Source organism: Streptococcus ratti FA-1 = DSM 20564 (assembly GCF_000286075.1).
GTDB lineage: Bacteria > Bacillota > Bacilli > Lactobacillales > Streptococcaceae > Streptococcus > Streptococcus ratti.
This window is the reverse complement of the sequence record NZ_AJTZ01000005.1, coordinates 1,231,829-1,254,046: the sequence shown is the minus strand read 5'-3', so window position 1 is coordinate 1,254,046 and position 22,218 is coordinate 1,231,829. Positions and strand designations below refer to the sequence as shown.

Genomic DNA, 22,218 nt, shown 5'->3' with positions numbered 1-22,218 from the left:
GAGTGGCAGATTATTTATTAGTTATTGATATGCAGACAGATTACGTTGGCGAGAAAAAGGGCTATCCCGCTTCGTTACTAACAGCGGTCAATACTAAAATTTCAGCCTATCCCAAAGATCATGTCGTCTATGTTGTTAACCGTTTTTTCTGGGAATTGAACTCTAAACCCAAAACTTTGGCTCAGGGCTTATCAGTAGTGTCTGACCATATCTTTGAAAAGCGGCGCGCCTCATGCTTGACGAGTCCGGCTTTACAGGATTTTTTGGAAAATTGCAGGGTCCAAAGTCTTGAAGTCATAGGAGTTGATGGCAACGGTTGTGTCAAAGCTTCCGTTTTAGCTTTGGCTCAGAAGGGTTATCAAGTAACTGCCGATTTGAAGGGAATTGGTGTTCTACATCAAAAACGATTTGAAAAGACTCTGGCTCAATGGCGGTCCGCTGGAATAGCAACGAAAGGAGAATTACCATAGCTAAGAAAAAAACAACCTTTGTCTGTCAGGAGTGCGGCTACAATTCGCCTAAATATTTAGGCCGCTGTCCAAACTGCAGCAGCTGGTCTTCCTTTGTTGAAGAAGTTGAAGTTGCGGAAGTCAAAAATGCACGGATTTCGCTGACAGGTGAGAAAACACGGCCAGTTAAATTAAATCAAGTTACCTCTAGTCAGGTCACTAGAGTCAAGACGAATATGGAAGAGTTTAACCGTGTTTTGGGCGGCGGTGTTGTGCCGGGCAGCCTTGTGCTTATCGGAGGGGATCCAGGAATTGGAAAATCTACTCTCCTTTTACAAGTATCAACTCAACTGGCTAACCAAGGGACAGTCCTCTATGTGTCTGGTGAAGAATCGGCTGAGCAGATAAAACTGCGCAGTGAACGCTTGGGGGATATTGACAATGAGTTTTACCTCTATGCCGAGACCAACATGCAGAGTATTCGTGCTGAGATTGAAAAAATTCAGCCTGATTTTTTAATTATTGATTCCATTCAAACGGTTATGAGTCCTGAAATTTCCAGCGTTCAAGGTTCTGTTTCGCAGGTACGTGAGGTGACAGCAGAGCTAATGCAGCTGGCTAAGACCAATAATATTGCGACTTTTATTGTTGGACATGTGACCAAAGAAGGAACTTTAGCAGGGCCTCGTATGCTTGAACACATGGTGGATACTGTGCTCTACTTTGAAGGTGAGCGGCAGCATACTTTTCGGATTTTGCGAGCTGTAAAAAATCGTTTTGGCTCGACTAATGAGATTGGCATTTTTGAAATGCGCTCAGCTGGGCTGGTTGAGGTTTTGAATCCCAGCCAAGTCTTTTTGGAAGAGCGTCTGGATGGCGCAACAGGATCAGCCATTGTGGTTACGATGGAAGGCACACGGCCTATTTTAGCGGAGGTACAAGCCTTAGTCACACCGACTGTTTTTGGCAATGCCAAGCGGACGACTACGGGTCTGGACTTTAATCGCGTCAGCCTGATTATGGCAGTGTTGGAGAAGCGCTGCGGCTTTTTGCTGCAAAATCAAGATGCCTATCTCAAATCTGCTGGCGGTGTGCGCTTGGATGAGCCTGCTATTGATTTAGCCGTTGCGGTCGCTATTGCTTCCAGTTATAAGGAAAAACCGACCAATCCTCAAGAATGTTATATTGGAGAAATTGGTTTAACAGGCGAAATCCGCCGTGTTAATCGGATTGAACAGCGGATTAATGAAGCCGGGAAACTCGGCTTCACCAAGATTTTTGTACCTAAAAATGCTCTATCTGGGCTAACCGCTCCAAAAGGAATTCAGGTAATCGGTGTGACGACGGTTGGCGAAGTTTTAAAAAAGGTCTTCAGCTAATTGTAAATCTTTAACAATGACAAAGTCCTTTAAAAATGATATGATACTGCCTAAGTTAACAGCTTAAAAAATAAAGACTAAGGAGTTAGGATGTCTTATTTTGATAATTTTATGAGGGCTAACAGAGCTTATGTTGACTTACATGGCACTGCTCACCTGCCTCTTAAACCTAAAACACATGTTGCTATTGTTACCTGTATGGATTCTCGTTTACACGTAGCACCTGCTTTGGGTTTGGCTCTAGGAGACGCCCATATCCTGCGTAATGCTGGCGGACGTATTACAGATGATATGCTTCGTTCTTTGGTAATTTCTGAGCAGCAGCTGGGTACAAGTGAGATTGTTGTTTTACATCATACGGACTGTGGAGCACAGACATTTACAAATGAAGAGTTTGCCCAGCAGTTACAGCGTGACTTGGCTGTTGATGTACAGGGTCAGGATTTTCTGCCTTTTGAGGACATCGAAGAGAGTGTGCGAGAAGATGTCGCTCTTTTAAAAAATTCGCCTCTTATTCCTGATGATATTATCATTTCAGGAGCTATCTACGATGTCGATACGGGAAGGATTACCGAAGTAAAATAAACCAAAAGAGGCTGAGAAACCTCTTTTTTTATTGACAAAAGCAGCTGAAAATTATATAATTGATTTGTACTAATAAAGTAATACAAAAGGAGGCTAGGCTATGCCAGATAATCGAATGAATTACAGTATTGACAGCAACATGCAGTTTCCCTTGGTGGAAATTGCCTTAGAAGCAGGGGAGTCAGTCTATATTCAGCGTGGTAGTATGGTCTATCACACACCGAGTGTAACCCTCAATACTAAAGTCAACGGACGTGGTTCAGGATTTGGCAAACTAGTGGGAGCTATTGGGCGTTCTGTGACTTCTGGGGAAAGCTTTTTCATTACTCAGGCAGCATCAAATGCTGCTGATGGTAAATTGGCTTTAGCACCTGCTATGCCGGGCCAAGTCATTGCTCTGGAATTGGGAGAAAAACAGTATCGGCTCAATGATGGTGCTTTTCTTGCTTTAGATGGCTCTGCCCAATATCAAATGCAAAGCCAGAGCGTTGGACGTGCCTTTTTTGGAGGGCAAGGCGGTCTTTTTGTCATGATAACAGAAGGCCAGGGGACCTTGCTTGCTAATAGCTTTGGCTCTATCAAAAAAATAGCGTTGCAGAATCAGGAAATCACCATTGACAATGCTCATGTTGTGGCTTGGAGTAAGGATTTAAACTATGACATTCATTTAGAAAATGGCTTTATACAATCTATCGGAACTGGTGAAGGAATCGTCAATACCTTCCGAGGAACAGGTGAAATTTATGTGCAAAGTCTTAATTTACAGCAATTTGCAGGTGTTCTGCAGAATTTCATTACAAATACTAATCACTAAATTAAGTCTTTCATGACTCAGAGAATATCAAGACAAATACCTAAAAATCTTCCTTTTACTCAAAGTAAAGGGAATTTTTTTCGCCCAACTGGCAAGGATATGCTATAATAGAAACGATTGAATTTTATGAAAGACAGGCTAGAAACTGCCTATTTTTAAGAGTTTTCTAGGAACTGCTATATTGAAATGACAGGAGAATGAAATGACAAACAAGATTCGTGTGCGTTATGCACCAAGTCCTACAGGCCTTTTACATATTGGAAATGCGCGGACAGCGCTCTTTAATTACCTTTACGCCCGTCATTACGGCGGAAATTTTATTATTCGTATTGAGGACACAGACCGCAAGCGCCATGTTGAAGACGGAGAGCGTTCTCAGCTGGAAAATTTGCGCTGGCTGGGGATTGACTGGGATGAAAGTCCAGAAACTCATGAAAATTACCGTCAGTCTGAACGCCTGCCTCTCTATCAAAAGTACATTGAACAGCTTTTAGCTGAAGGTAAGGCTTATAAATCATATGTTACTGAAGAGGAACTGGCAGCTGAGCGCGAACGTCAAGAGGCAGCTGGCGAAACCCCTCGTTACATTAATGAATATCTGGGTATGTCTGAAGATGAAAAAGCAGCCTATATCGCAGAGCGCCAAGCTGCAGGAATCATTCCGACCGTTCGCTTAGCCGTTAATGAATCAGGCATCTACAAATGGAACGATATGGTCAAAGGTGATATTGAATTTGAAGGCAGCAATATCGGCGGCGACTGGGTTATCCAAAAACGCGACGGCTATCCGACTTACAACTTTGCTGTTGTAGTGGACGATCACGAGATGCAAATTTCTCATGTTATCCGCGGCGATGACCACATTGCCAACACACCTAAACAGCTCATGGTTTATGAAGCCCTTGGTTGGGAGGCGCCTGAGTTCGGCCACATGACCCTTATTATCAATTCTGAAACCGGCAAGAAACTTTCTAAACGCGATACTAATACCCTTCAGTTTATTGAGGACTACCGTCAAAAAGGCTACCTGCCAGATGCAGTTTTCAACTTTATTGCGCTTTTAGGGTGGAATCCTGGCGGAGAAAATGAAATCTTTTCTCATAAGGAATTAATTGAGCTCTTTGATGAAAAGCGCCTCAGTAAATCTCCAGCGGCTTTTGACCAGAAAAAGCTTGACTGGATGAGCAATGAGTACCTTAAGAACGCAGACTTTGAAACTGTCTTTGCCCTTTGCAAACCATTTTTGGAAGCAGCCGGGCGTTTGACCGATAAGGCAGAAAAATTAGTTGAACTCTATAAGCCGCAGCTAAAATCAGCAGATGAAATTGTACCGCTGACGGATCTCTTTTTCGAAGATTTTCCAGAATTAACGGATCAAGCCACAGCCTTCATGGCCGGCGATACGGTGCCAACGGTACTGGAAGCCTTCAAGGCTAAATTAGAGGCCTTGCCGGACGAAGAATTTAAGTCTGAAAATATCTTTCCGCAAATCAAAGCTGTCCAAAAAGAAACAGGTATCAAAGGCAAAAATCTTTTTATGCCAATCCGCATTGCTGTTTCAGGTGAAATGCACGGCCCGGAACTGCCAGATACTATTTACCTGCTGGGCAAGGAAAAATCCATTGAGCATTTGACTTCTATGCTGGAAAGGATTAAATAAACATTTCCCTGCTGTAGTTTGGAAAGTAACTATCGTACAAAACATAATAAGAATAGGGGCTGAGCCAATTTTGCTTAGTCCCTGTTTGTTCAAGCAAATAAGACAGATTTTTTGTTTAAACTGCTGCTGACAGCAGTTAGCAGGATTTGCTATAATTAAAGCAATCGGGCATACGAAAACGTATTGCCAAAATCAGAGGTGACTAATGAAAGCTATGGAACGCCGTCAGGCTATTTTAAAAAAATTAGAAAAAGCAGAACAGCCGCTTTCAGCCAGCCATCTGGCTAAAGAGCTGGGAGTCAGCCGGCAGATCATTGTGGGAGACGTTGCTCTGTTAAGAGCCGAAAACCATGATATTATGGCAACCCATCGGGGCTATCTTTTAGCAGAACGTCTGCAGGTTCCAAAATCTTATTATCATGGGAAACTAGCCTGCAAGCACAGTGCCAAGGAAGTTCGTCTGGAATTAGAGACAATCGTTCAAAATGGCGGAAAAATACTGGACGTTGAAGTAGAGCACCCTATTTATGGCATGATTACGGCTCCTTTAAATATTGAAAGTCAGGATGAGATAGACTATTTTATGGATAAACTGTCCCGCTATCAGGAGAGCTTGCTAAGCAGTCTGACAGGAGGAATTCACCTTCACAGGATATCCTGCCGAGATCAGGAAACCTTTGAAAAAATTCGTCAACATCTAAAAAAAGAAGGACTGGTATTTGAAGATTAGATAAATGTCTTGACACATGTAAAGATATGATGTAAACTCGAATCAGTAAAAATGATTAAGGAGTTATCATGTCTGCTTCCCCTATCTCTAAAAAACGTATTCAAAAGCTGACCTTGTCTGCTCTGCTGATTGCCTTTGCGATCTTGATTCCGCTGGTCATGCCTGTTAAGGTGGTTATTGGACCCGCCTCCTTTACCTTAGCCAGCCACGTTCCTGTTTTTCTTGCCGTGTTTATATCGTGGGGAGTAGCTGTTGCTGTTGCTCTGGGAGCAGGCTTGGGCTTTTTTATGGCTGGTTTTCCTTTTGTCATTGTCATGCGCGCCCTGTCTCACCTTATTTTTGCTGCAGTGGGTGCCTGCTTGGTTCACAAATATCCTGATTTTTTGACAGACTGGCGAAAAACGCTGCTTTTGGCATTGGGGCTCAATATTATCCACGGTTTGGCTGAGTTTTTAGTGGTTCTCTTGCTGACAGCTTCTGCTTCTGTATCTATGTCTTATTGGCTGACCTTAATTGTTTTAATCGGAATCGGATCTGTCCTTCATGGGATGATTGATTTTTATTTGGCCTATTATTGCTGGAAAATTCTTAAGACGGCCAAAAGTATCTAAAAAATAGATGGGCAGTTCTGTGATCGGCTAAGCATCTGATGGCAGAGCTGCTGTTCTTTATGGCTGTATTAAAGTTCAGGCAAGCATTGAAAAAAGCTCTTGATTATAGTACAATAAAGAAAAAAATGAAGGAGATATTATGACAGAAGAATTTAATAATGGAAATACTCCAGAAAATCCGGCTGGAGGAGCTCCTGTGCCAGAAAATCAGACTGATCAGTCGCAAGCTCAAAAACCGGTAGAGCAAACTGCACCAGAGCAAACTGCAGGAGATCCTGCCGCTTATCAGGAAGCTCAAAATCAACCGCAGGCTCCTGTAAATGCAACTGAACCTGCAGTGCCTCAGCAAAATAATGTTCAGCAAGGGCAAATGAACTTTGAACAGCCGACTGTTCCTCCAACTGTTAACCCAGCCTTCCAAAGTGCTCCGGCTCGTAAGGAACTCATTGTTCTTCCGATTATTTCCTTTGTCATTTCGGCGATTACCCTGATTTTAGCTTGGTTAGCACCGCTTCCTATCATTTATGTCATTATTGCTTTCTTAGCTCTTATTTATGCTGTTGTCAGCTTGATTGTCAATCTGAAACGTAAAAAAGTTTTGTCAATTATTGCTATTGTGCTGGCCGCACTGGTCTTTTTGGCCAGCGGAGCTGCTGTTTTTGTCCGTCAGCCTAAGGATGATCAGGTAAAAACTGAAAAGCACGAAAAGAAAAGCGATAAAGAAGATATCGATGATGAAGACATTGATGATGACGAAGATGAGGATGGAGAAGACAGCACCGATATCAAGGACTATATTGCAAGCAGTTCTGAGTATGAATATAAATGGACTGAGTCTAAGTTTGAGGATTTAGAGTTTTCCGGTTATTCTAATAAAGAAGGAACTACGGTTAAGTCTGTCCTCAAAAAATTCGGTAAGGCTTCAGATGCTACCATTAATGGCGATACCTTATCTTTGAAGTATGAAGGCGACGATGACAATGAAAGAGCAAGACTGTCTTTTGAAAAGCAATATAATGGCAAATTTATTCTTTCAAGCGGAACATTATATTCCAATTCATCCAAGGTTAAAACTTCTGAAAGAGGTTCTTACAAGTCGAATTGGACAAAAGCTGATGTCAATGCCTTAACCGTTGGTGACGAGGAAACTGGTGCAGGCGGTGCGAAATTAGATGATATCATTAAAAAACACGGTAATCCTGTTGAAGCAAGAGAAGTTGTAACAAACTACGGCCAAGGTATTGAAAAATCTTTGAGGATTCTCTACACTGACTACTCAAGCTCTGATGATTCTAAACTGTCTTATGTGTCTCTGGAATTTGCAAAACAATCCAATGGTGATTATTTATTAACTTATAAATATCCGAAATAGGAGCATTGATTGATTATAATTGTGAAAAGAGGTTGGAACAAGACGTTCCAATCTTTTTTTTCTTTTGCTATAATAGCTCGGCTAATCAATTAATTTCTTGCTTGGGGTTCTCATATTGGGATTAAACCGGGGAAAATACATAAAAATAAACATTTTTTGAAAATATACTTGACTTTTGAATAAATATACAATATAATAAAGTCATTATTTGAATAATTAATCAAAATTCAAAATAGAAAAGAGTTTGTTTATGTCAAAAGAAAAAGTTATTTTAGCCTATTCAGGCGGTCTTGATACCTCAGTTGCTATTACCTGGCTGAAAAAGGATTATGATGTTGTTGCTGTTTGTATGGATGTCGGTGAAGGCAAAGACTTAGCCTTTATCCATGACAAGGCTCTTAAAGTTGGTGCTGTTGAGTCTTATGTTTTGGATGTTAAGGACGAGTTTGCCGAAGAGTATGTCCTGCCTGCTCTTCAAGCCCATGCTTACTATGAACAAAAATATCCTTTGGTTTCAGCACTCAGCCGTCCGATTATTTCTAAAAAATTGGTTGAAATTGCTCACAAGACAGGAGCAACAACGATTGCTCACGGCTGTACCGGCAAGGGAAATGACCAAGTTCGTTTTGAAGTCGCCATTGCCGCTTTAGACCCTAAATTAAAGGTTATCGCTCCGGTTCGTGAATGGAAGTGGTCGCGTGAAGAGGAAATTAATTATGCCAAGGAAAACGGAGTTCCTGTTCCGGCTGACCTGGACAATCCTTACTCAGTGGACCAAAATCTTTGGGGCCGTGCTAATGAGTGCGGAGTCCTTGAAAATCCGTGGAATGAGGTTCCGGAAGATGCTTTTGGTATTACAAATTCAGTTGAAGAAGCACCAGACAAAGCAGAATATGTTGAAATCACTTTTGAAGCAGGAAAACCAGTTGCACTTGATGGCACAGAAATGAAACTGGCAGATTTGATCCAAAAGCTTAATGTCATTGCTGGCAAACACAGTGTCGGACGGATTGACCATGTGGAAAACAGGCTTGTTGGTATTAAATCGCGTGAAATTTATGAATGTCCCGGAGCGGTTACCCTGCTGACAGCTCATAAGGAAATCGAAGATTTGACATTAGTGCGTGAGGTGTCTCACTTTAAACCTATTCTTGAAAATGAACTGTCAAATCTCATCTACAATGCCCTTTGGTTTAATCCAGCGACACAGGCTATTATTGCTTATATCAATGAAACGCAAAAAGCCGTTAATGGCATTGCCAAAGTTAAACTTTACAAGGGTTCAGCTAAGGTAGTTGCACGTAAGTCACCAAATTCACTCTATGATGAAAATTTGGCAACCTACACATCTGCTGATACCTTTGATCAGGATGCAGCGGTTGGTTTCATTAAACTTTGGGGTCTGCCAACAAAAGTGAATGCCGAAGTGGCTAATCAAAACAAGCAGTAAAAGGGTTCGAGTGATAAATCATCATGAAAAACGAACAAAGCAATGGTTTAGAAAAGATTGTCAGATAAAAGGACACAGTGATATCCATCTGAAACTCTTTTCTAACCACTCGTAAGTGTAAACAGAGAGTTACACCGAGCTTAAATAAACTTGTCCGCAGAGAGACGAGATTTAAGAAGATAAGTGCAGTGACACTCATGGGGGCTGGGACAAAAGTCCTGCCTCCTTTAATTATTTAAGATATAGTAGCTTGACGCAGTGATTGGAGGTGGGACGACAAAATCGAAATTGTAATGACATTACGATTTACCGATTTTTGTCCCGCCCTCTTTTTCTATAATAGAAATTAAGAAGAGGACATAAAATGACAGAAAAAAAACTTTGGGGCGGCCGCTTTGAAGCAGGACTGGAGAAGTGGGTGGAAGAGTTTGGAGCCAGCATCACCTTCGACCAAAAGATGGCCGAGTTTGATATTAAGGGTTCCTTAGCTCATGTGGAAATGCTGGGACAAACAGGGATTATTCCGCAGGCAGATGCTGATAAAATCAAGGCTGGTTTAGAAGAACTGCTGCAAGAATATAAGACTGGGCAATTGGTTTTTGATGTCTCCAACGAAGATATTCACATGAATATTGAAACGCTGCTGACAGAGAAAATCGGTCCGACAGCAGGAAAGCTTCATACCGCACGTTCAAGAAATGACCAAGTGGCAACAGACATGCATCTCTACCTAAAGGCTAAACTGGCTGAAGTACTGGAAAAATTGAGCAATCTGCGACGCACTTTGCTTGGTCTGGCCGAAAAGCATGTCTATACGATTATGCCTGGCTACACGCACCTGCAGCATGCTCAGCCGATTTCTTTTGGTCATCACTTGATGGCTTATTACAATATGTTTACGCGCGACAGTGAGCGCTTTGCCTTCAATGAGCAGCATGCGGATATCTCACCTCTCGGTGCGGCGGCTCTTGCAGGAACAACTTTTCCGATTGATCGCAAGATGACAGCTGATCTGATGGGCTTTGCTAAGCCTTACAGCAATTCCTTAGATGCGGTGTCTGATCGTGATTTTATTTTGGAGTTTCTCTCAAATGCCAGCATTCTCATGATACACATGAGTCGTATCTGTGAAGAACTTATCAGCTGGTGTTCTAATGAGTTCAAGTTTGTGACCCTGTCTGATACGTTTTCAACCGGCTCTTCTATCATGCCGCAAAAGAAAAATCCCGATATGGCAGAACTGATTCGCGGCAAATCCGGCCGTGTCTTTGGCAATCTTTTCGGCCTTTTAACAGTCATGAAATCTCTTCCTCTTGCCTACAATAAAGACCTGCAGGAAGATAAGGAGGGAATGTTTGACACAGCAGAAACGATTACTGTTGCTATTGATATTTTAGCTGGTATGCTAGAGACGATGACAGTCAATGATGCCCATATGGCCGAATCTACAGAAAAAGATTTTTCAAATGCGACTGAGCTGGCTGATTATTTAGCCGTTAAAGGAGTACCGTTTAGACAGGCTCATGAAATCGTTGGAAAGCTAGTTTTGGAATGCACCAAGAATGGGCATTACTTGCAAGATATTCCCTTTGAGCGCTATCAGGAAATTTCAGACCTCATCAAAGAAGACATCTACACGGCTCTTCAGTCTAAGACAGCTGTAGAACGCAGAAATTCACTGGGCGGTACTGGCTTTGATCAAGTTAAATGGCAGATAGAAGAAGCTAAAAAAGCATTTTAAGAAATAGAAAAGAAACCAAAAATTAATGAGATTTTTGGCTTTTTTTCATTTTATGATATAATAAAAATACTTTGAATTAATTGGAGTCATGTTTTGAAAAAAAGCTATCGCGTTAAGAGTGATAAAGATTTTCAGGCAATTTTTACTGAAGGGCGCAGCATTGCCAATCGGAAGTTTGTTGTCTACAGTTTAAAAAAAGATCAAAGTCACTATCGTGTTGGGCTTTCGGTTGGAAAAAAGTTGGGAAATGCTGTCACTAGAAATGCCATTAAACGAAAATTGCGCCATATTCTTATGGAATTAAGTCCCAATTTGCAGCCGCAGGATTTTGTTATTATTGCCAGAAAAGGGACTGAAGAGCTTGACTATAGGACGCTTAAAAAGAATTTAATCCATGTTTTAAAATTGGCTAAATTGTATCAGGAAGGAACTACCAGTGAAAAAGAAATATAAACTAATGGGCTTGGCATCTGTTGCGCTTTTATTTTTGTCAGCGTGCGGCCGCGGCCAGGTAAGTCATCAGTCAGAAGGGGCTTGGGAGAAGTTCGTTTATTTCTTTGCAGAAATTATTCGCTTTTTCTCTATCAATGGCCGTATTGGCATCGGAATCATTATCTTTACAATTCTGATTAGGACGCTTCTCCTGCCCCTGTTCAATATGCAGCTGAAATCCGGACAGAAAATGCAGGAAATTCAGCCTGAATTGAAAGCTCTGCAAGCCAAATACCCCGGCAAAGACAGAGAAAGCCGGATGCTGTTAGCCGAGGAGAGTCAAAAGCTCTATAAAGAATACGGTGTCAATCCTTATGCCAGTCTTTTTCCTCTGCTTATCCAAATGCCGGTGCTCTGGGCTCTTTATCAGGCCTTGACCCGTGTTGAATTTTTAAAAACGGGCTCTTTTCTCTGGATGGATATTGGTGATAAGGACCCTTATTTTATCCTGCCGGTTTTGGCAGCAGTGTTCACCTTCTTGTCATCTTGGCTGACCAATAAGGCAGCTAAGGAGCGAAGCGGCGTGATGGTGGCAATGAACATTATTTTGCCGATTTTCATTCTGCTGGTTGGATTTAATCTGGCGAGTGGGGTTGCTCTTTACTGGGTAATCTCCAATGCCTATCAGGTCTTCCAGATTCTCCTCTTAAATAATCCGTTTAAGATTATTGCAGAGCGCGAGCGCCTTGAAAAAGAAGCGCGTGAGCTGGAAGCTAGGAAAAGACGTGCTAAGAAAAAAGCGCAGAAGAAGAGAAGATAAGGAGAACAAATCATGGTATTGTTCACAGGAAAAACTGTTGAAGAAGCTATTGAAAATGGTTTGAAACAAATGGGAATTTCCCGTATGAAGGCTCATATCAGAGTCATCTCACGGGAAAAAAAGGGATTTTTAGGTTTTGGAAAAAAATTAGCCCGTGTTGAAATTGAAAGCATCAATGAAAAGACGGCTCATAAAGCAGATCAAAAAGCCGTCCGCGGAGTACCTGAGGCTGTCAATAAGCAAAATGCCCCTGTTTCCAGCAGCGTTGAGGATACGGTAGCTTTAAATAAACTCTCTAAGGCAATCAAAGAGATAGAAAAAGAAGATGGGGAGCCTTTGGATGACACACTCAAAGAGCAACTTGTAGAACGTAAGATTTCACCGCAGGAAGTCTTGACAAAATCTCCATCAGCCAGCAGCCAGAAAGATTTAAAGAGCTCTGAAACTCAGGCTGAAGCAGCAGCCGAGAAGGCTGACACACCTAGGGTCAAGACGGATCAAACCTTTGAGGAATTCGTTGCCCATGAATTCGATGAGGTTGAAGGCGGTGCTGATATCGTTCAGGCTGGAGAAGCTGTTTTGCAGTATGTTCAGAATATTATTTATGAGATGGATTTGGAAGCAAGCATTGAGATGACCAATAATCGCCGTCAAATCAATCTTCAGATCGAAACACCTGAAGCAGGGCGTGTGATTGGCTACCATGGCAAGGTTTTAAAGTCTCTGCAATTATTAGCTCAGAATTTTCTTCATGACCACTATTCCAAACATTTTGCTGTGTCTTTGAATGTTCATGACTACATGGAGCATCGTACAGAAACCTTGATTGACTTTGCCCATAAAATTGCCAACCGTGTTTTAGATTCAGGGAAAGCTTACCAAATGGATCCGATGAGCAACAGTGAACGTAAGGTTGTCCACAAGACTATTACAGGGATCGATGGCGTTGAAAGCTATTCTGAAGGCAACGACCCTAATCGTTATGTAGTAGTAGCTTTGAAAGATTAAGTTTTAAGATATTTAGCTATGGCTATAATCTAAATTACTAGACATGGGACTGGATAAAAAAGGCCAGTCCCTATTTTAGTGCCGCTATGAGCTGTTTTTCTTACATCCAGTCAGGGAAAAGCATCACGAAGCATCCTAATGATGCCTGGTGCAACTCCTCTTGTCAGGCCGTTCTCTGTTAGGGTAAGGGCTGTTTTAGAAGTGCCGTTTTCTGAAAAGCTGCTGTTTTTTGCTGATGGTGGCTTATTCCAAGATGGCTGTGACTTGCATTTTCTAGTCTCTTCAAAGAGATATAAATGAAAAGTATACCTTGACACCGGTCTTTCTTTGTTATAAAATAGTTTAGTATGTTTAGTAACTGATCACATAATAGCCGGCTAAACGAATACGAAAATCTATGAGGAGGTATTCAGCGTGAAACGTACTTTTCAACCAAGTAAGATCCGTCGTCAGCGCAAGCACGGATTCCGTCACCGTATGTCTACTAAAAATGGCCGCCGTGTTTTAGCAGCACGCCGCCGTAAGGGACGTAAAGTCTTGTCTGCTTAATTTTAGTTATTAAAACTGTTTCAGCTGTTTGCAGCTTTGCAGACTTTTTTAAAAACATTTTTATCTAAACTAAAATCATATTTGACAAATAAAACAAAACCCAGCAGTGCTCGAGACTGTTGGGTTTTGTTTTGCTCTTTAATAGAAATGAAGGTTTATACTCTTCGAAAATTAAAATCAGACGTTGTTGACTTGATTTGATGAACTTCAGTTCTATCTGCATCTACGTCGCCTAGTCTGATTTTGATTTTCATTGAGTATTAGCTACAGTGGCTGATTTCAAAATAGTTTCAATCTTCAAGGAAGGGAAAGATGAAGCGATTACTGCTTGCTGCTGTTATTAAAATGAAATGCTTTGATTGATGTGCTGTTAAATCAGTTTCCAATGCAATTTTCAGGTTAAAAAATCCTAAAAAACTTTAATTTTAGCGGTTCAAGCTATCGGAATTTTGGTAAAATAGACATAACATTGAAAGGGGGTGGCAAGGTGGCAAACTCCATTTTAGAAACGATGCAGACCATTGAGGCCGAGGCTAAGGCTGTCCTGGCAGATTATGATGCTCAGATTCAGGCGCTCCGCGCTCAGTCTGCGGAGGATTTAGATAAAGTAAAATTGGATTGTGACCAAGAGACAAAACTTCAGGTATCAAAGCTAGAAGCAGTGTTAACCCAGCAAAAAACAGATCTGCAGGCGAGTTTGGCAGAGACAATGGCTAAAAATGACCAGCATGTCCGGTCGGTTCTGTCGGATAAAAAAGCAGGTCTCACTCAGCAAATTGTGGACAGGGTGGTAGAAAAGTATGGCAATTAGTCAAATGAAAAAAATGTCTATCGTGTTTGCTAAAGATAAGCTGGATGCTGTTTTGCTGACTCTTCAGCGCTTAGAAAATCTGCAGGTGCGAGAGATGGCGCAGATGGAAAATTGGCAGGAAGTCTTTGAACGCTCAGAGGTGCACCTGCCAGCCATTTATCAGGCCGATCAAAAGAAAGGAAAGAGACTTGAAGGTGAAGAAGCCCTGCATTATCTTTCTCAGCGGCAGCAGCATCTGGAGACAACCATTGATAAGCTGCGCTCCTTCATACCAAAAGAAAGCTTTCTGAGCGCTCTGCGTAAGGAAGCTTCTTCACTTTCTTTTGAGGAATTGGAGAATTACGGCAGGGACAAACGGGCTGAGCAAGTGATTGCGCAGGTCAATCAAAAAATGAGCCGCCTTCATGTTCTTGAAGGACAGATTTCTGAAAACGAGGCTGACATTGTCAGCTTAAGCAAGTGGAAAGATTTAGAGATTACTCCCAAAGAATTAAAGACGTTTGATTTTGTGAGCGGAGCTGTCGGAACCCTTCCTAAAACGCTTGATGACGGTCTGTACCGGCAGCTGCGGAAGAATCCTCATGTTCAGTGTCAGGAAATTTTTAATTCAGAAACTGAATACGGTCTTCTCATTTTCTTTGATAAAAAGGCTGAACTTCACTTGGAAGAAGCTTATCACTTTAAACCTTTTGAATACGAAAGATCAGTGCTTCCGGCACAGGCGATTGAACAGATGCAAAGTGATGTTGAGGAATGGTCCAAAGAAAGGCAGCAGCTCCTAGAGGAATTGCAGCATTCGCAAAAGGAGTTGGAAGGTTTAGAGGCTGAAACAGACTACCTTTTAAATCTCTATTCCCGTCAGGAGGCCAAGAAAAAACTAGCCAGCACAGAGCATTTGGTTGCTTTGGAGGGCTGGGTGGAAAAGGATCAGGCAGCGCTTTTGCAAACCGAACTGACACAGGAGTTTGGCGACAGCATCTACCTTCAAGAGGTAGATGTAGAAGAGTCAGATTTGGAAAAGGTTCCGATTAAGCTGCGAAATCATCCCCTGATTGAGCCTTTTGAGCTGGTGACAGAGATGTATGCCCTGCCTAAATATTATGAAAAGGATCCAACACCGATTTTAGCTCCTTTTTACTTTACCTTTTTTGGTATGATGGTAGCCGATTTAGGTTACGGCCTGCTTTTGTTTACCGTGACTTTCCTCGTTTTAAGATATTTCCATCTTTCTAAAGGGACTGCTCGCTTTGCTAAATTCCTTAATATTTTGGGTGTTTCGGTTTCCTTGTGGGGGCTTATTTACGGATCGTTTTTCGGTTATACTCTGCCCGTGGTTCTGATATCGACAACCACAGATGTTATGACTATTTTAGCGCTGTCAGTAGCCTTTGGCTTTATAACCGTAGTTGTGGGGCTGCTTTTAGGCGGTTTCCAGAAGGTCAGAATGAAAAAATACGCAGAAGCTTATCATTCTGGTTTTGCCTGGTGCCTCATTTTGACTGGTATTTTGCTCCTGGCACTGGGAATGATGCTGCCTCAGCTATCTGCATTGACTGCTGTTGGTGCTGTACTGGCTGTTGTTAATGCCATAGGGGTTGTGATTGCTTCTGTTATTGAGGCAAAAAGTCTGGCTGGTATTGGCTCAGGTCTCTTCAATCTCTATAATATTTCGTCTTATGTAGGTGATTTAGTCAGCTTTACCCGCTTAATGGCGCTGGGGCTGTCGGGAGCAAGTATCGGCTCTGCTTTCAATTTGATTGTCGGCCTTTTCCCGCCGCTGGGACGTTTTACAGTTGGTCTGCTTATCTTTGTGCTCTTGCATGCCATCAATATTTTCCTGTCACTTCTGTCAGGCTATGTGCATGGTGCACGTCTTATATTCGTTGAGTTTTTCGGTAAATTCTATGATGGCGGAGGCGAAGCCTTCAAGCCTCTGAAACCTGCTGAAAAATATATAAAAATAACTAAAACTCATTTGGAGGACAAATAAAATGGAACATTTAGCGAGTTACTTCTCATCACATGGCGGTGCTTTCTTTGCAGCTTTGGGCGTTGTTTTAGCTGTCGGATTTAGCGGCATGGGCTCTGCTTATGGTGTCGGTAAAACAGGTCAGGCAGCAGCAGCCCTGCTGAAAGAGCAGCCGCAAAAATTTGCTCAGGCTTTGATTTTGCAGCTTCTGCCAGGGACACAGGGACTTTATGGCTTCGTTATCGGTATGCTGATTTGGCTGCAGATTACGCCAGATTTACCGCTTGAAAAAGGTGTTGCTTATTTCTTTGTTGCGCTTCCCATTGCTTTGGTTGGTTATTTTTCAGCTAAACATCAAGGAAATGTGGCTGTTGCAGGTATGCAAATTTTAGCTAAACGTCCTGAAGAAACAATGAAGGGGGTCATCTTGGCTGCCATGGTAGAAACCTATGCCATCTTAGCCTTCGTTGTATCCTTCCTGCTGACACTTCGTGTGTAGACTGATCTTCTTACCGCAGTAAAATGATTAGAAGGAGGACGTCTTGTGAGTGAAGCAAATCCCTTAAAGACATCAATTATTGAACAGGCGCGTCAAGAAGGACAGCTCAAATTAGACGCTGCTAAAAAACAAATTCAAAAAGATTTCGAAGACCGCAAGGCGCAGCTGCAGACAGAAAAAGCAAATGAGCGCCAAAGTCAGCTGAAAGAAGTCGATCAAGCCTTTCAAATAGAAGCTCAGCAAATCAAAAACAAAGAACGCCAATCCACCTTGGTATCAAAGCAAAAAGTCCTTAAAGAACTCTTTGCTTCAGCCCTTGAACAGATGGAAAACTGGAGTCAGGAAGAAGAACTGTCTTTTGTCAGAAAGATTCTGAGCAAGTACGGGCAGGAGGCAATGGCTGTTCAGTTCGGCCAACTAACGGCTGATAAATGGGACTCAGGAACTTTGCAGCAGCTTGAAGCAGATTTTCCCCATGTGACCTTTGCAGATCAGAGCATTTCCGATGAGGCAGGTTTGGTTATCTCTCGTGGGAAAATTGATGATAATTACCTGTATGCCAGCTTGATCGATTCTATCTACAAAGAGGAGAGCTCTCGTATTGCTGCTGACATTTTCAAAGAGGATTAGGAGGATTTGAGATGGATGCAAGTCAATTCTCACAAATTAACACGACTATCAGTGTTAAGGAACGAGAACTTATTACTCCGGAACAATTTGAAAAGCTTTTGCAGGCTCCTGATCCAGAAAGTTTGGTGCTTTTGCTGCAGACAAGCTCTTATCACCTGTCGGCAGCTGATTTAGAAGACCTCAATTTAATTGAGCGGCAATTGACATCAGGACTTGCTAGGGAATATGCCTGGGCCTTTGTTGAATCGCCGGATCGGGATATTGTCAGCCTGTTTGCTCTGCGCTATGTCTACCACAATATTAAGGTCTTCTTTAAAGCTAGAGCCACTAAACAGGAGTTAAAGCACCTTTTAATTCCCATCGGTTCTGAATCTTTGGAAGCTTTGGAGCACTTGATTTCAACCTTTAGCTCGGACAATTTCCCAGAATTTATGGTTGATGAGCTAGCTATGATATGGGCGGAATATGAGGATTATAAGGATATCCGAGTCTTGGAAATCGGGACCGACTTAGCTTATTTCAAACACTTAAAGCATCTGGCTAATCAGATAGAGCTGGAATCAGAAGTCTTCAGTCAGGCTATCAGTCTGATGATTGATTTTTACAATGTTATCACCGTTCAGCGGGCGCTCTCTCAGGAAAAACCACAGAGTTTTATGATGCAGCTGCTTTCTGATGAAGGCAGCCTGCCAGCCAAGGACTTTATTGAACTGGTGCAGACTGGAGACTTGATCTCATGGTTTAATCAAATCAATCCTGACAGCTTCAACACAGCTTTTGCCAGCTTTGAAGAAAAGATGCGCCAAGGAAGCATATCAGCAGTTGATTTAGAGTATCTTTATGACCTCGTGCAGTTTCAGCTGCTGGATCCGGCTAAATACACTGCAGAAGGACCGCTGGTCTTAGCGCGTTATTTGCTCTGCCGGGAATTTGAGGTTAAAAATTTGCGCCTGCTTTTATCAGCAATCAGCAACCAGCTGCCGCTGGAGCTGGTTAAAGAAAGGATGAGACCGATTTATGGACAGTAAAAAATACAAAATTGGCGTGATTGGGAATCGTGATGCCATCCTGCCTTTTCGTATGATAGGTTTTCAGACCTTTCCTGTGAATCAGGCGCAGGAAGCCATTAATCAGCTGCGAAAGCTGGCTAAAAATGACTACGGTATTGTTTATTTGACAGAAGATATTGCTGCTGAAATTCCTGAAACGATTGCCTACTATGACAGTCAGCTTACACCAGCTCTGATCCTCATTCCCACACATAAGGGGAGGATAGGGCTTGGTTTGCAGCGGGTACAGGATAATGTAGAAAAGGCTGTCGGCCAAAATATTCTCTAACACTCATTTATGATTGCTGCTAAAGATTGCAGTGTTAATTTCTGTTAGTCTTTGAAACTGAAGTGCCAAAGTTGTTTTGAGATAATATTTAAAAATTAACGTTTATAAAAGAAAGCAGTTTCCTAAGGAAGGGACGTTGCAAATAATCATTTTGTGACTTACTGCTGTATCTTAATTCAGGAGGAAATATCTTGAGCCAAGGAAAAATTATAAAAGTGTCAGGTCCCTTAGTTGTGGCTTCTGGCATGCAGGAGGCCAATATTCAGGATATCTGCCGGGTTGGCCATTTAGGCTTGATCGGTGAAATCATTGAAATGCGTCACGATCAGGCTTCCATCCAAGTTTATGAAGAAACATCTGGTATTGGACCGGGTGAGCCTGTTGTCACAACTGGAAGCCCCTTGTCAGTAGAATTGGGACCGGGCTTGATTTCGCAAATGTTCGATGGCATTCAGCGGCCGCTGGATCGTTTTAAAACGGCTACAGACAGTGATTTTCTTATCCGCGGTGTCACTATTCCAAGTCTTAACCGTGAGCTGAAATGGACCTTCAAGCCAAGTCTTGAAGTCGGCAGTCAAGTCGTTTCCGGAGACATTTTAGGAGTGGTCCAAGAAACCTTGGTTGTAGAACATCGTATTTTGGTGCCCAACAAGGTGTCTGGGAAACTCATCGCTATCTCAGCAGGTGATTTTACAGTTGATGATGTTGTTTATGAAATTGAACAGGCTGACGGTTCTGTTTTTAAGGGAACACTTATGCAAAAATGGCCGGTTCGTAAGAGCCGCCCGGTCGCTCAAAAACTGATTCCTGCTGAGCCTCTTGTGACGGGACAGCGTGTTATTGATACCTTCTTTCCTGTAACCAAAGGCGGAGCTGCTGCTGTTCCAGGCCCCTTTGGAGCTGGGAAAACGGTTGTTCAGCACCAGGTTGCCAAATTTGCCAATGTTGACATCGTTATCTATGTTGGCTGTGGTGAACGCGGAAACGAAATGACCGATGTCCTGAATGAATTTCCGGAATTGATTGACCCTAATACCGGCCAGTCCATTATGGAACGGACCGTTTTGATTGCCAATACGTCCAACATGCCTGTGGCTGCGCGTGAAGCCTCTATTTATACCGGTATTACCATTGCTGAATATTTCCGTGACATGGGCTATTCTGTTGCCATCATGGCCGACTCGACGTCTCGTTGGGCGGAAGCTCTGCGGGAAATGTCCGGCCGCTTGGAAGAAATGCCGGGGGATGAAGGCTATCCGGCTTACCTGGGCAGCCGCATTGCCCAGTACTATGAACGTGCCGGCCGTGCGCGTGTACTTGGAAGCGAAGGCCGCGAAGGAACCATTACAGCTATCGGTGCCGTATCGCCTCCCGGCGGTGATATTTCAGAGCCGGTCACTCAAAATACCCTGCGTATTGTCAAGGTTTTCTGGGGACTTGATGCGCCGCTTGCTCAGCGCCGGCATTTTCCTGCTATCAACTGGCTGAGCTCTTACTCGCTTTATAAGGATGATGTGGGTAAGTATATTGATAAGGTGCAGAATACTCGCTGGGCGGCTAAGGTGACACGTGCCATGAATATCCTGCAAAGAGAGTCAAGTCTGGAAGAAATCGTCCGTCTGGTCGGTATTGATTCGCTGTCAGATCAGGATCGTTTAACCATGGCTATCGCCCGGCAGATTCGTGAGGATTATCTGCAGCAAAATGCCTTTGATCCGGTTGATACCTTTACATCTTTCCCTAAACAAGAAGCCATGCTAACTAATATTTTAACCTTCGCAGACGAAGCCGGTAAGGCTTTGGAACTGGGCGCCTATTACACTGAAATTATGGACGGAACAGCTGATATTCGCAACCGTATTGCCCGCAGCAAATATATTTCAGAAGAGCAAATAGAAAAGATTCAGGCGCTTGCCGCTGATGTTTGTGACAGCATCCATCAAGTGCTGGTAAAGGGAGGTATCTAGCATGAGTGTTCTTAAAGAATATCGTACAGTCAGCGAAGTTGTCGGCCCTTTGATGATTGTGGATCAAGTGGAAGGTGTCCAGTACAATGAGCTGGTTGAAATCAAGCTTCATGGCGGAGAAATTCGTCAGGGACAGGTCTTGGAAGTTCAGGAAGATAAGGCAATGGTACAGCTCTTTGAAGGCTCATCTGGTATCAACCTCGAAAAAGCCAAGGTTCGCTTTACAGGTCATCCGCTAGAATTGCCGGTGTCAGAAGATATGGTTGGCCGGATTTTTAACGGTATGGGAAAACCCATTGATGGCGGACCAGAGCTCATTCCTGAAAAGTACTTGGATATTGACGGACAGGCTATCAATCCAGTCGCCCGCGACTATCCTGACGAATTTATTCAGACGGGGATTTCAGCTATTGATCACCTCAATACCCTTGTCCGCGGGCAAAAGCTGCCTGTATTTTCAGGCTCTGGTCTGCCCCACAATGAATTGGCCGCTCAAATTGCCCGTCAGGCAACAGTCTTAAATTCAGATGAAAACTTTGCCGTTGTCTTTGCAGCCATGGGAATTACCTTTGAAGAGGCAGAGTTTTTCATGAATGACCTGCGGCAGACAGGTGCCATTGACCGTTCGGTGCTCTTTATCAATCTGGCTAATGACCCTGCCATCGAACGTATTGCCACACCGCGTATCGCCCTGACGACAGCCGAATATCTTGCCTACGAAAAGGACATGCACGTGCTGGTTATCATGACAGATATGACTAATTACTGTGAAGCCCTGCGTGAAGTCTCTGCTGCTAGGCGCGAAGTTCCGGGGCGCCGCGGCTATCCAGGTTATCTCTATACCAATCTCTCAACGCTTTATGAGCGTGCTGGCCGTTTGATTGGCAAGAAGGGGTCTGTTACTCAGATTCCGATTCTGACCATGCCTGAGGATGACATTACCCATCCAATTCCAGATTTGACCGGTTATATCACCGAAGGTCAGATTATTTTGTCACACGAGCTTTATAACAGCGGCTACCGCCCGCCGATTAATGTCTTGCCGTCCCTGTCCCGGTTAAAAGACAAGGGAGCCGGCGAAGGCAAGACGCGCGGGGATCATTCAGCGACCATGAACCAGCTCTTTGCAGCCTATGCCCAAGGCAAGCAGGCCAAGGAACTGGCAGTAGTGCTGGGAGAGTCTGCCTTGTCTGAAACGGATAAATTGTATGTGAAATTTACCAATCTCTTTGAAGAAGAGTATATTAATCAAGGCTTTTATACCAACCGCAGTATTGAAGAGAGCCTTAATCTGGGCTGGGAGCTGTTATCTATTCTGCCGCGGACTGAACTCAAGCGGATCAAGGATGATATGCTGGATCAATACTTGCCAAAAACTCAAGGAAATACAGCCGATTAGCTCAA

General features: G+C 43.0%; 22 protein-coding genes. All 22 read left to right on the top strand.

All coding sequences use genetic code 11. The features are described from left to right. The first annotated feature begins 2 nt into the window (after positions 1–2). The 22 genes from SRA_RS07910 to SRA_RS07805 all read left to right on the top strand — a co-directional run bounded on the left by SRA_RS07910 (position 3) and on the right by SRA_RS07805 (position 22,213). The gene (locus SRA_RS07910; protein WP_003089585.1) at positions 3–470 is read left to right on the top strand and encodes a cysteine hydrolase family protein; all 468 of its coding nucleotides are present in this window, start codon (positions 3–5) and stop codon (positions 468–470) included. After that, positions 428–1,828: a DNA repair protein RadA gene (gene radA, locus SRA_RS07905; protein WP_003089583.1), complete on the top strand. Its 1,401-nt coding sequence runs from the start codon at positions 428–430 to the stop codon at positions 1,826–1,828. The genes SRA_RS07910 and radA overlap by 43 nt, the downstream gene beginning before the upstream one ends. A gap of 90 nt (positions 1,829–1,918) precedes the next feature. Next, on the top strand, positions 1,919–2,413 hold the full coding sequence (locus SRA_RS07900; RefSeq protein WP_003089581.1) for a beta-class carbonic anhydrase: 495 nt from the start codon (positions 1,919–1,921) through the stop codon (positions 2,411–2,413). 100 nt (positions 2,414–2,513) lie between these two features. After that, positions 2,514–3,227 (top strand): TIGR00266 family protein, encoded by a 714-nt coding sequence (locus SRA_RS07895; protein WP_003089580.1) that lies wholly within the window; start codon positions 2,514–2,516, stop codon positions 3,225–3,227. A gap of 202 nt (positions 3,228–3,429) precedes the next feature. Next, positions 3,430–4,887, top strand: a complete 1,458-nt coding sequence (gene gltX / locus SRA_RS07890) for a glutamate--tRNA ligase (protein WP_003089578.1) — start codon at positions 3,430–3,432, stop codon at positions 4,885–4,887. 205 nt (positions 4,888–5,092) lie between these two features. Beyond that, complete coding sequence (locus tag SRA_RS07885) at positions 5,093–5,617, top strand: transcription repressor NadR (RefSeq protein ID WP_003089576.1); 525 nt, start codon at positions 5,093–5,095, stop codon at positions 5,615–5,617. Positions 5,618–5,685: 68 nt separating this feature from the next. Continuing rightward, entirely contained in the window at positions 5,686–6,228 is a 543-nt protein-coding gene (locus SRA_RS07880; protein ID WP_003089575.1) for a hypothetical protein, read from the top strand. Between the two features lie 139 nt (positions 6,229–6,367). After that, a complete protein-coding gene (locus tag SRA_RS07875) occupies positions 6,368–7,600 on the top strand; it encodes a hypothetical protein (RefSeq protein WP_003089573.1) in 1,233 nt (410 codons plus the stop codon). Positions 7,601–7,850: 250 nt separating this feature from the next. Continuing rightward, the gene (locus tag SRA_RS07870) at positions 7,851–9,050 is read left to right on the top strand and encodes an argininosuccinate synthase (protein ID WP_003089571.1); all 1,200 of its coding nucleotides are present in this window, start codon (positions 7,851–7,853) and stop codon (positions 9,048–9,050) included. A 364-nt stretch (positions 9,051–9,414) separates the two neighbouring features. Beyond that, positions 9,415–10,791, top strand: a complete 1,377-nt coding sequence (gene argH / locus SRA_RS07865; RefSeq protein ID WP_003089569.1) for an argininosuccinate lyase — start codon at positions 9,415–9,417, stop codon at positions 10,789–10,791. Between the two features lie 93 nt (positions 10,792–10,884). After that, positions 10,885–11,244, top strand: a complete 360-nt coding sequence (gene rnpA / locus SRA_RS07860) for a ribonuclease P protein component (RefSeq protein WP_003089566.1) — start codon at positions 10,885–10,887, stop codon at positions 11,242–11,244. Next, positions 11,228–12,043, top strand: a complete 816-nt coding sequence (locus SRA_RS07855; protein WP_003089562.1) for a YidC/Oxa1 family membrane protein insertase — start codon at positions 11,228–11,230, stop codon at positions 12,041–12,043. Before rnpA ends, SRA_RS07855 begins: the two co-directional genes overlap by 17 nt. 12 nt (positions 12,044–12,055) lie before the next feature. Further along, the gene (gene jag / locus SRA_RS07850) at positions 12,056–13,051 is read left to right on the top strand and encodes an RNA-binding cell elongation regulator Jag/EloR (RefSeq protein ID WP_003089558.1); all 996 of its coding nucleotides are present in this window, start codon (positions 12,056–12,058) and stop codon (positions 13,049–13,051) included. A gap of 414 nt (positions 13,052–13,465) precedes the next feature. After that, on the top strand, positions 13,466–13,600 hold the full coding sequence (gene rpmH, locus SRA_RS07845) for a 50S ribosomal protein L34 (RefSeq protein ID WP_002262507.1): 135 nt from the start codon (positions 13,466–13,468) through the stop codon (positions 13,598–13,600). A 487-nt stretch (positions 13,601–14,087) separates the two neighbouring features. Continuing rightward, positions 14,088–14,411: an ATP synthase subunit B family protein gene (locus tag SRA_RS07840; protein WP_003089550.1), complete on the top strand. Its 324-nt coding sequence runs from the start codon at positions 14,088–14,090 to the stop codon at positions 14,409–14,411. Beyond that, positions 14,401–16,401: a V-type ATP synthase subunit I gene (locus SRA_RS07835; RefSeq protein WP_003089548.1), complete on the top strand. Its 2,001-nt coding sequence runs from the start codon at positions 14,401–14,403 to the stop codon at positions 16,399–16,401. Before SRA_RS07840 ends, SRA_RS07835 begins: the two co-directional genes overlap by 11 nt. Position 16,402: 1 nt before the next feature. After that, positions 16,403–16,879, top strand: a complete 477-nt coding sequence (locus tag SRA_RS07830) for a V-type ATP synthase subunit K (protein ID WP_003089546.1) — start codon at positions 16,403–16,405, stop codon at positions 16,877–16,879. 45 nt (positions 16,880–16,924) lie between these two features. Further along, positions 16,925–17,509: a V-type ATP synthase subunit E gene (locus SRA_RS07825; RefSeq protein WP_003089545.1), complete on the top strand. Its 585-nt coding sequence runs from the start codon at positions 16,925–16,927 to the stop codon at positions 17,507–17,509. A gap of 11 nt (positions 17,510–17,520) precedes the next feature. Continuing rightward, positions 17,521–18,537 (top strand): V-type ATPase subunit, encoded by a 1,017-nt coding sequence (locus SRA_RS07820; RefSeq protein ID WP_003089543.1) that lies wholly within the window; start codon positions 17,521–17,523, stop codon positions 18,535–18,537. Next, entirely contained in the window at positions 18,527–18,847 is a 321-nt protein-coding gene (locus SRA_RS07815; protein WP_003089541.1) for a V-type ATP synthase subunit F, read from the top strand. Before SRA_RS07820 ends, SRA_RS07815 begins: the two co-directional genes overlap by 11 nt. A gap of 191 nt (positions 18,848–19,038) precedes the next feature. Continuing rightward, positions 19,039–20,814 (top strand): V-type ATP synthase subunit A, encoded by a 1,776-nt coding sequence (locus SRA_RS07810; RefSeq protein WP_003089539.1) that lies wholly within the window; start codon positions 19,039–19,041, stop codon positions 20,812–20,814. Between the two features lies 1 nt (position 20,815). Then, positions 20,816–22,213: a V-type ATP synthase subunit B gene (locus SRA_RS07805; protein ID WP_003089538.1), complete on the top strand. Its 1,398-nt coding sequence runs from the start codon at positions 20,816–20,818 to the stop codon at positions 22,211–22,213. Positions 22,214–22,218 lie beyond the last annotated feature (5 nt).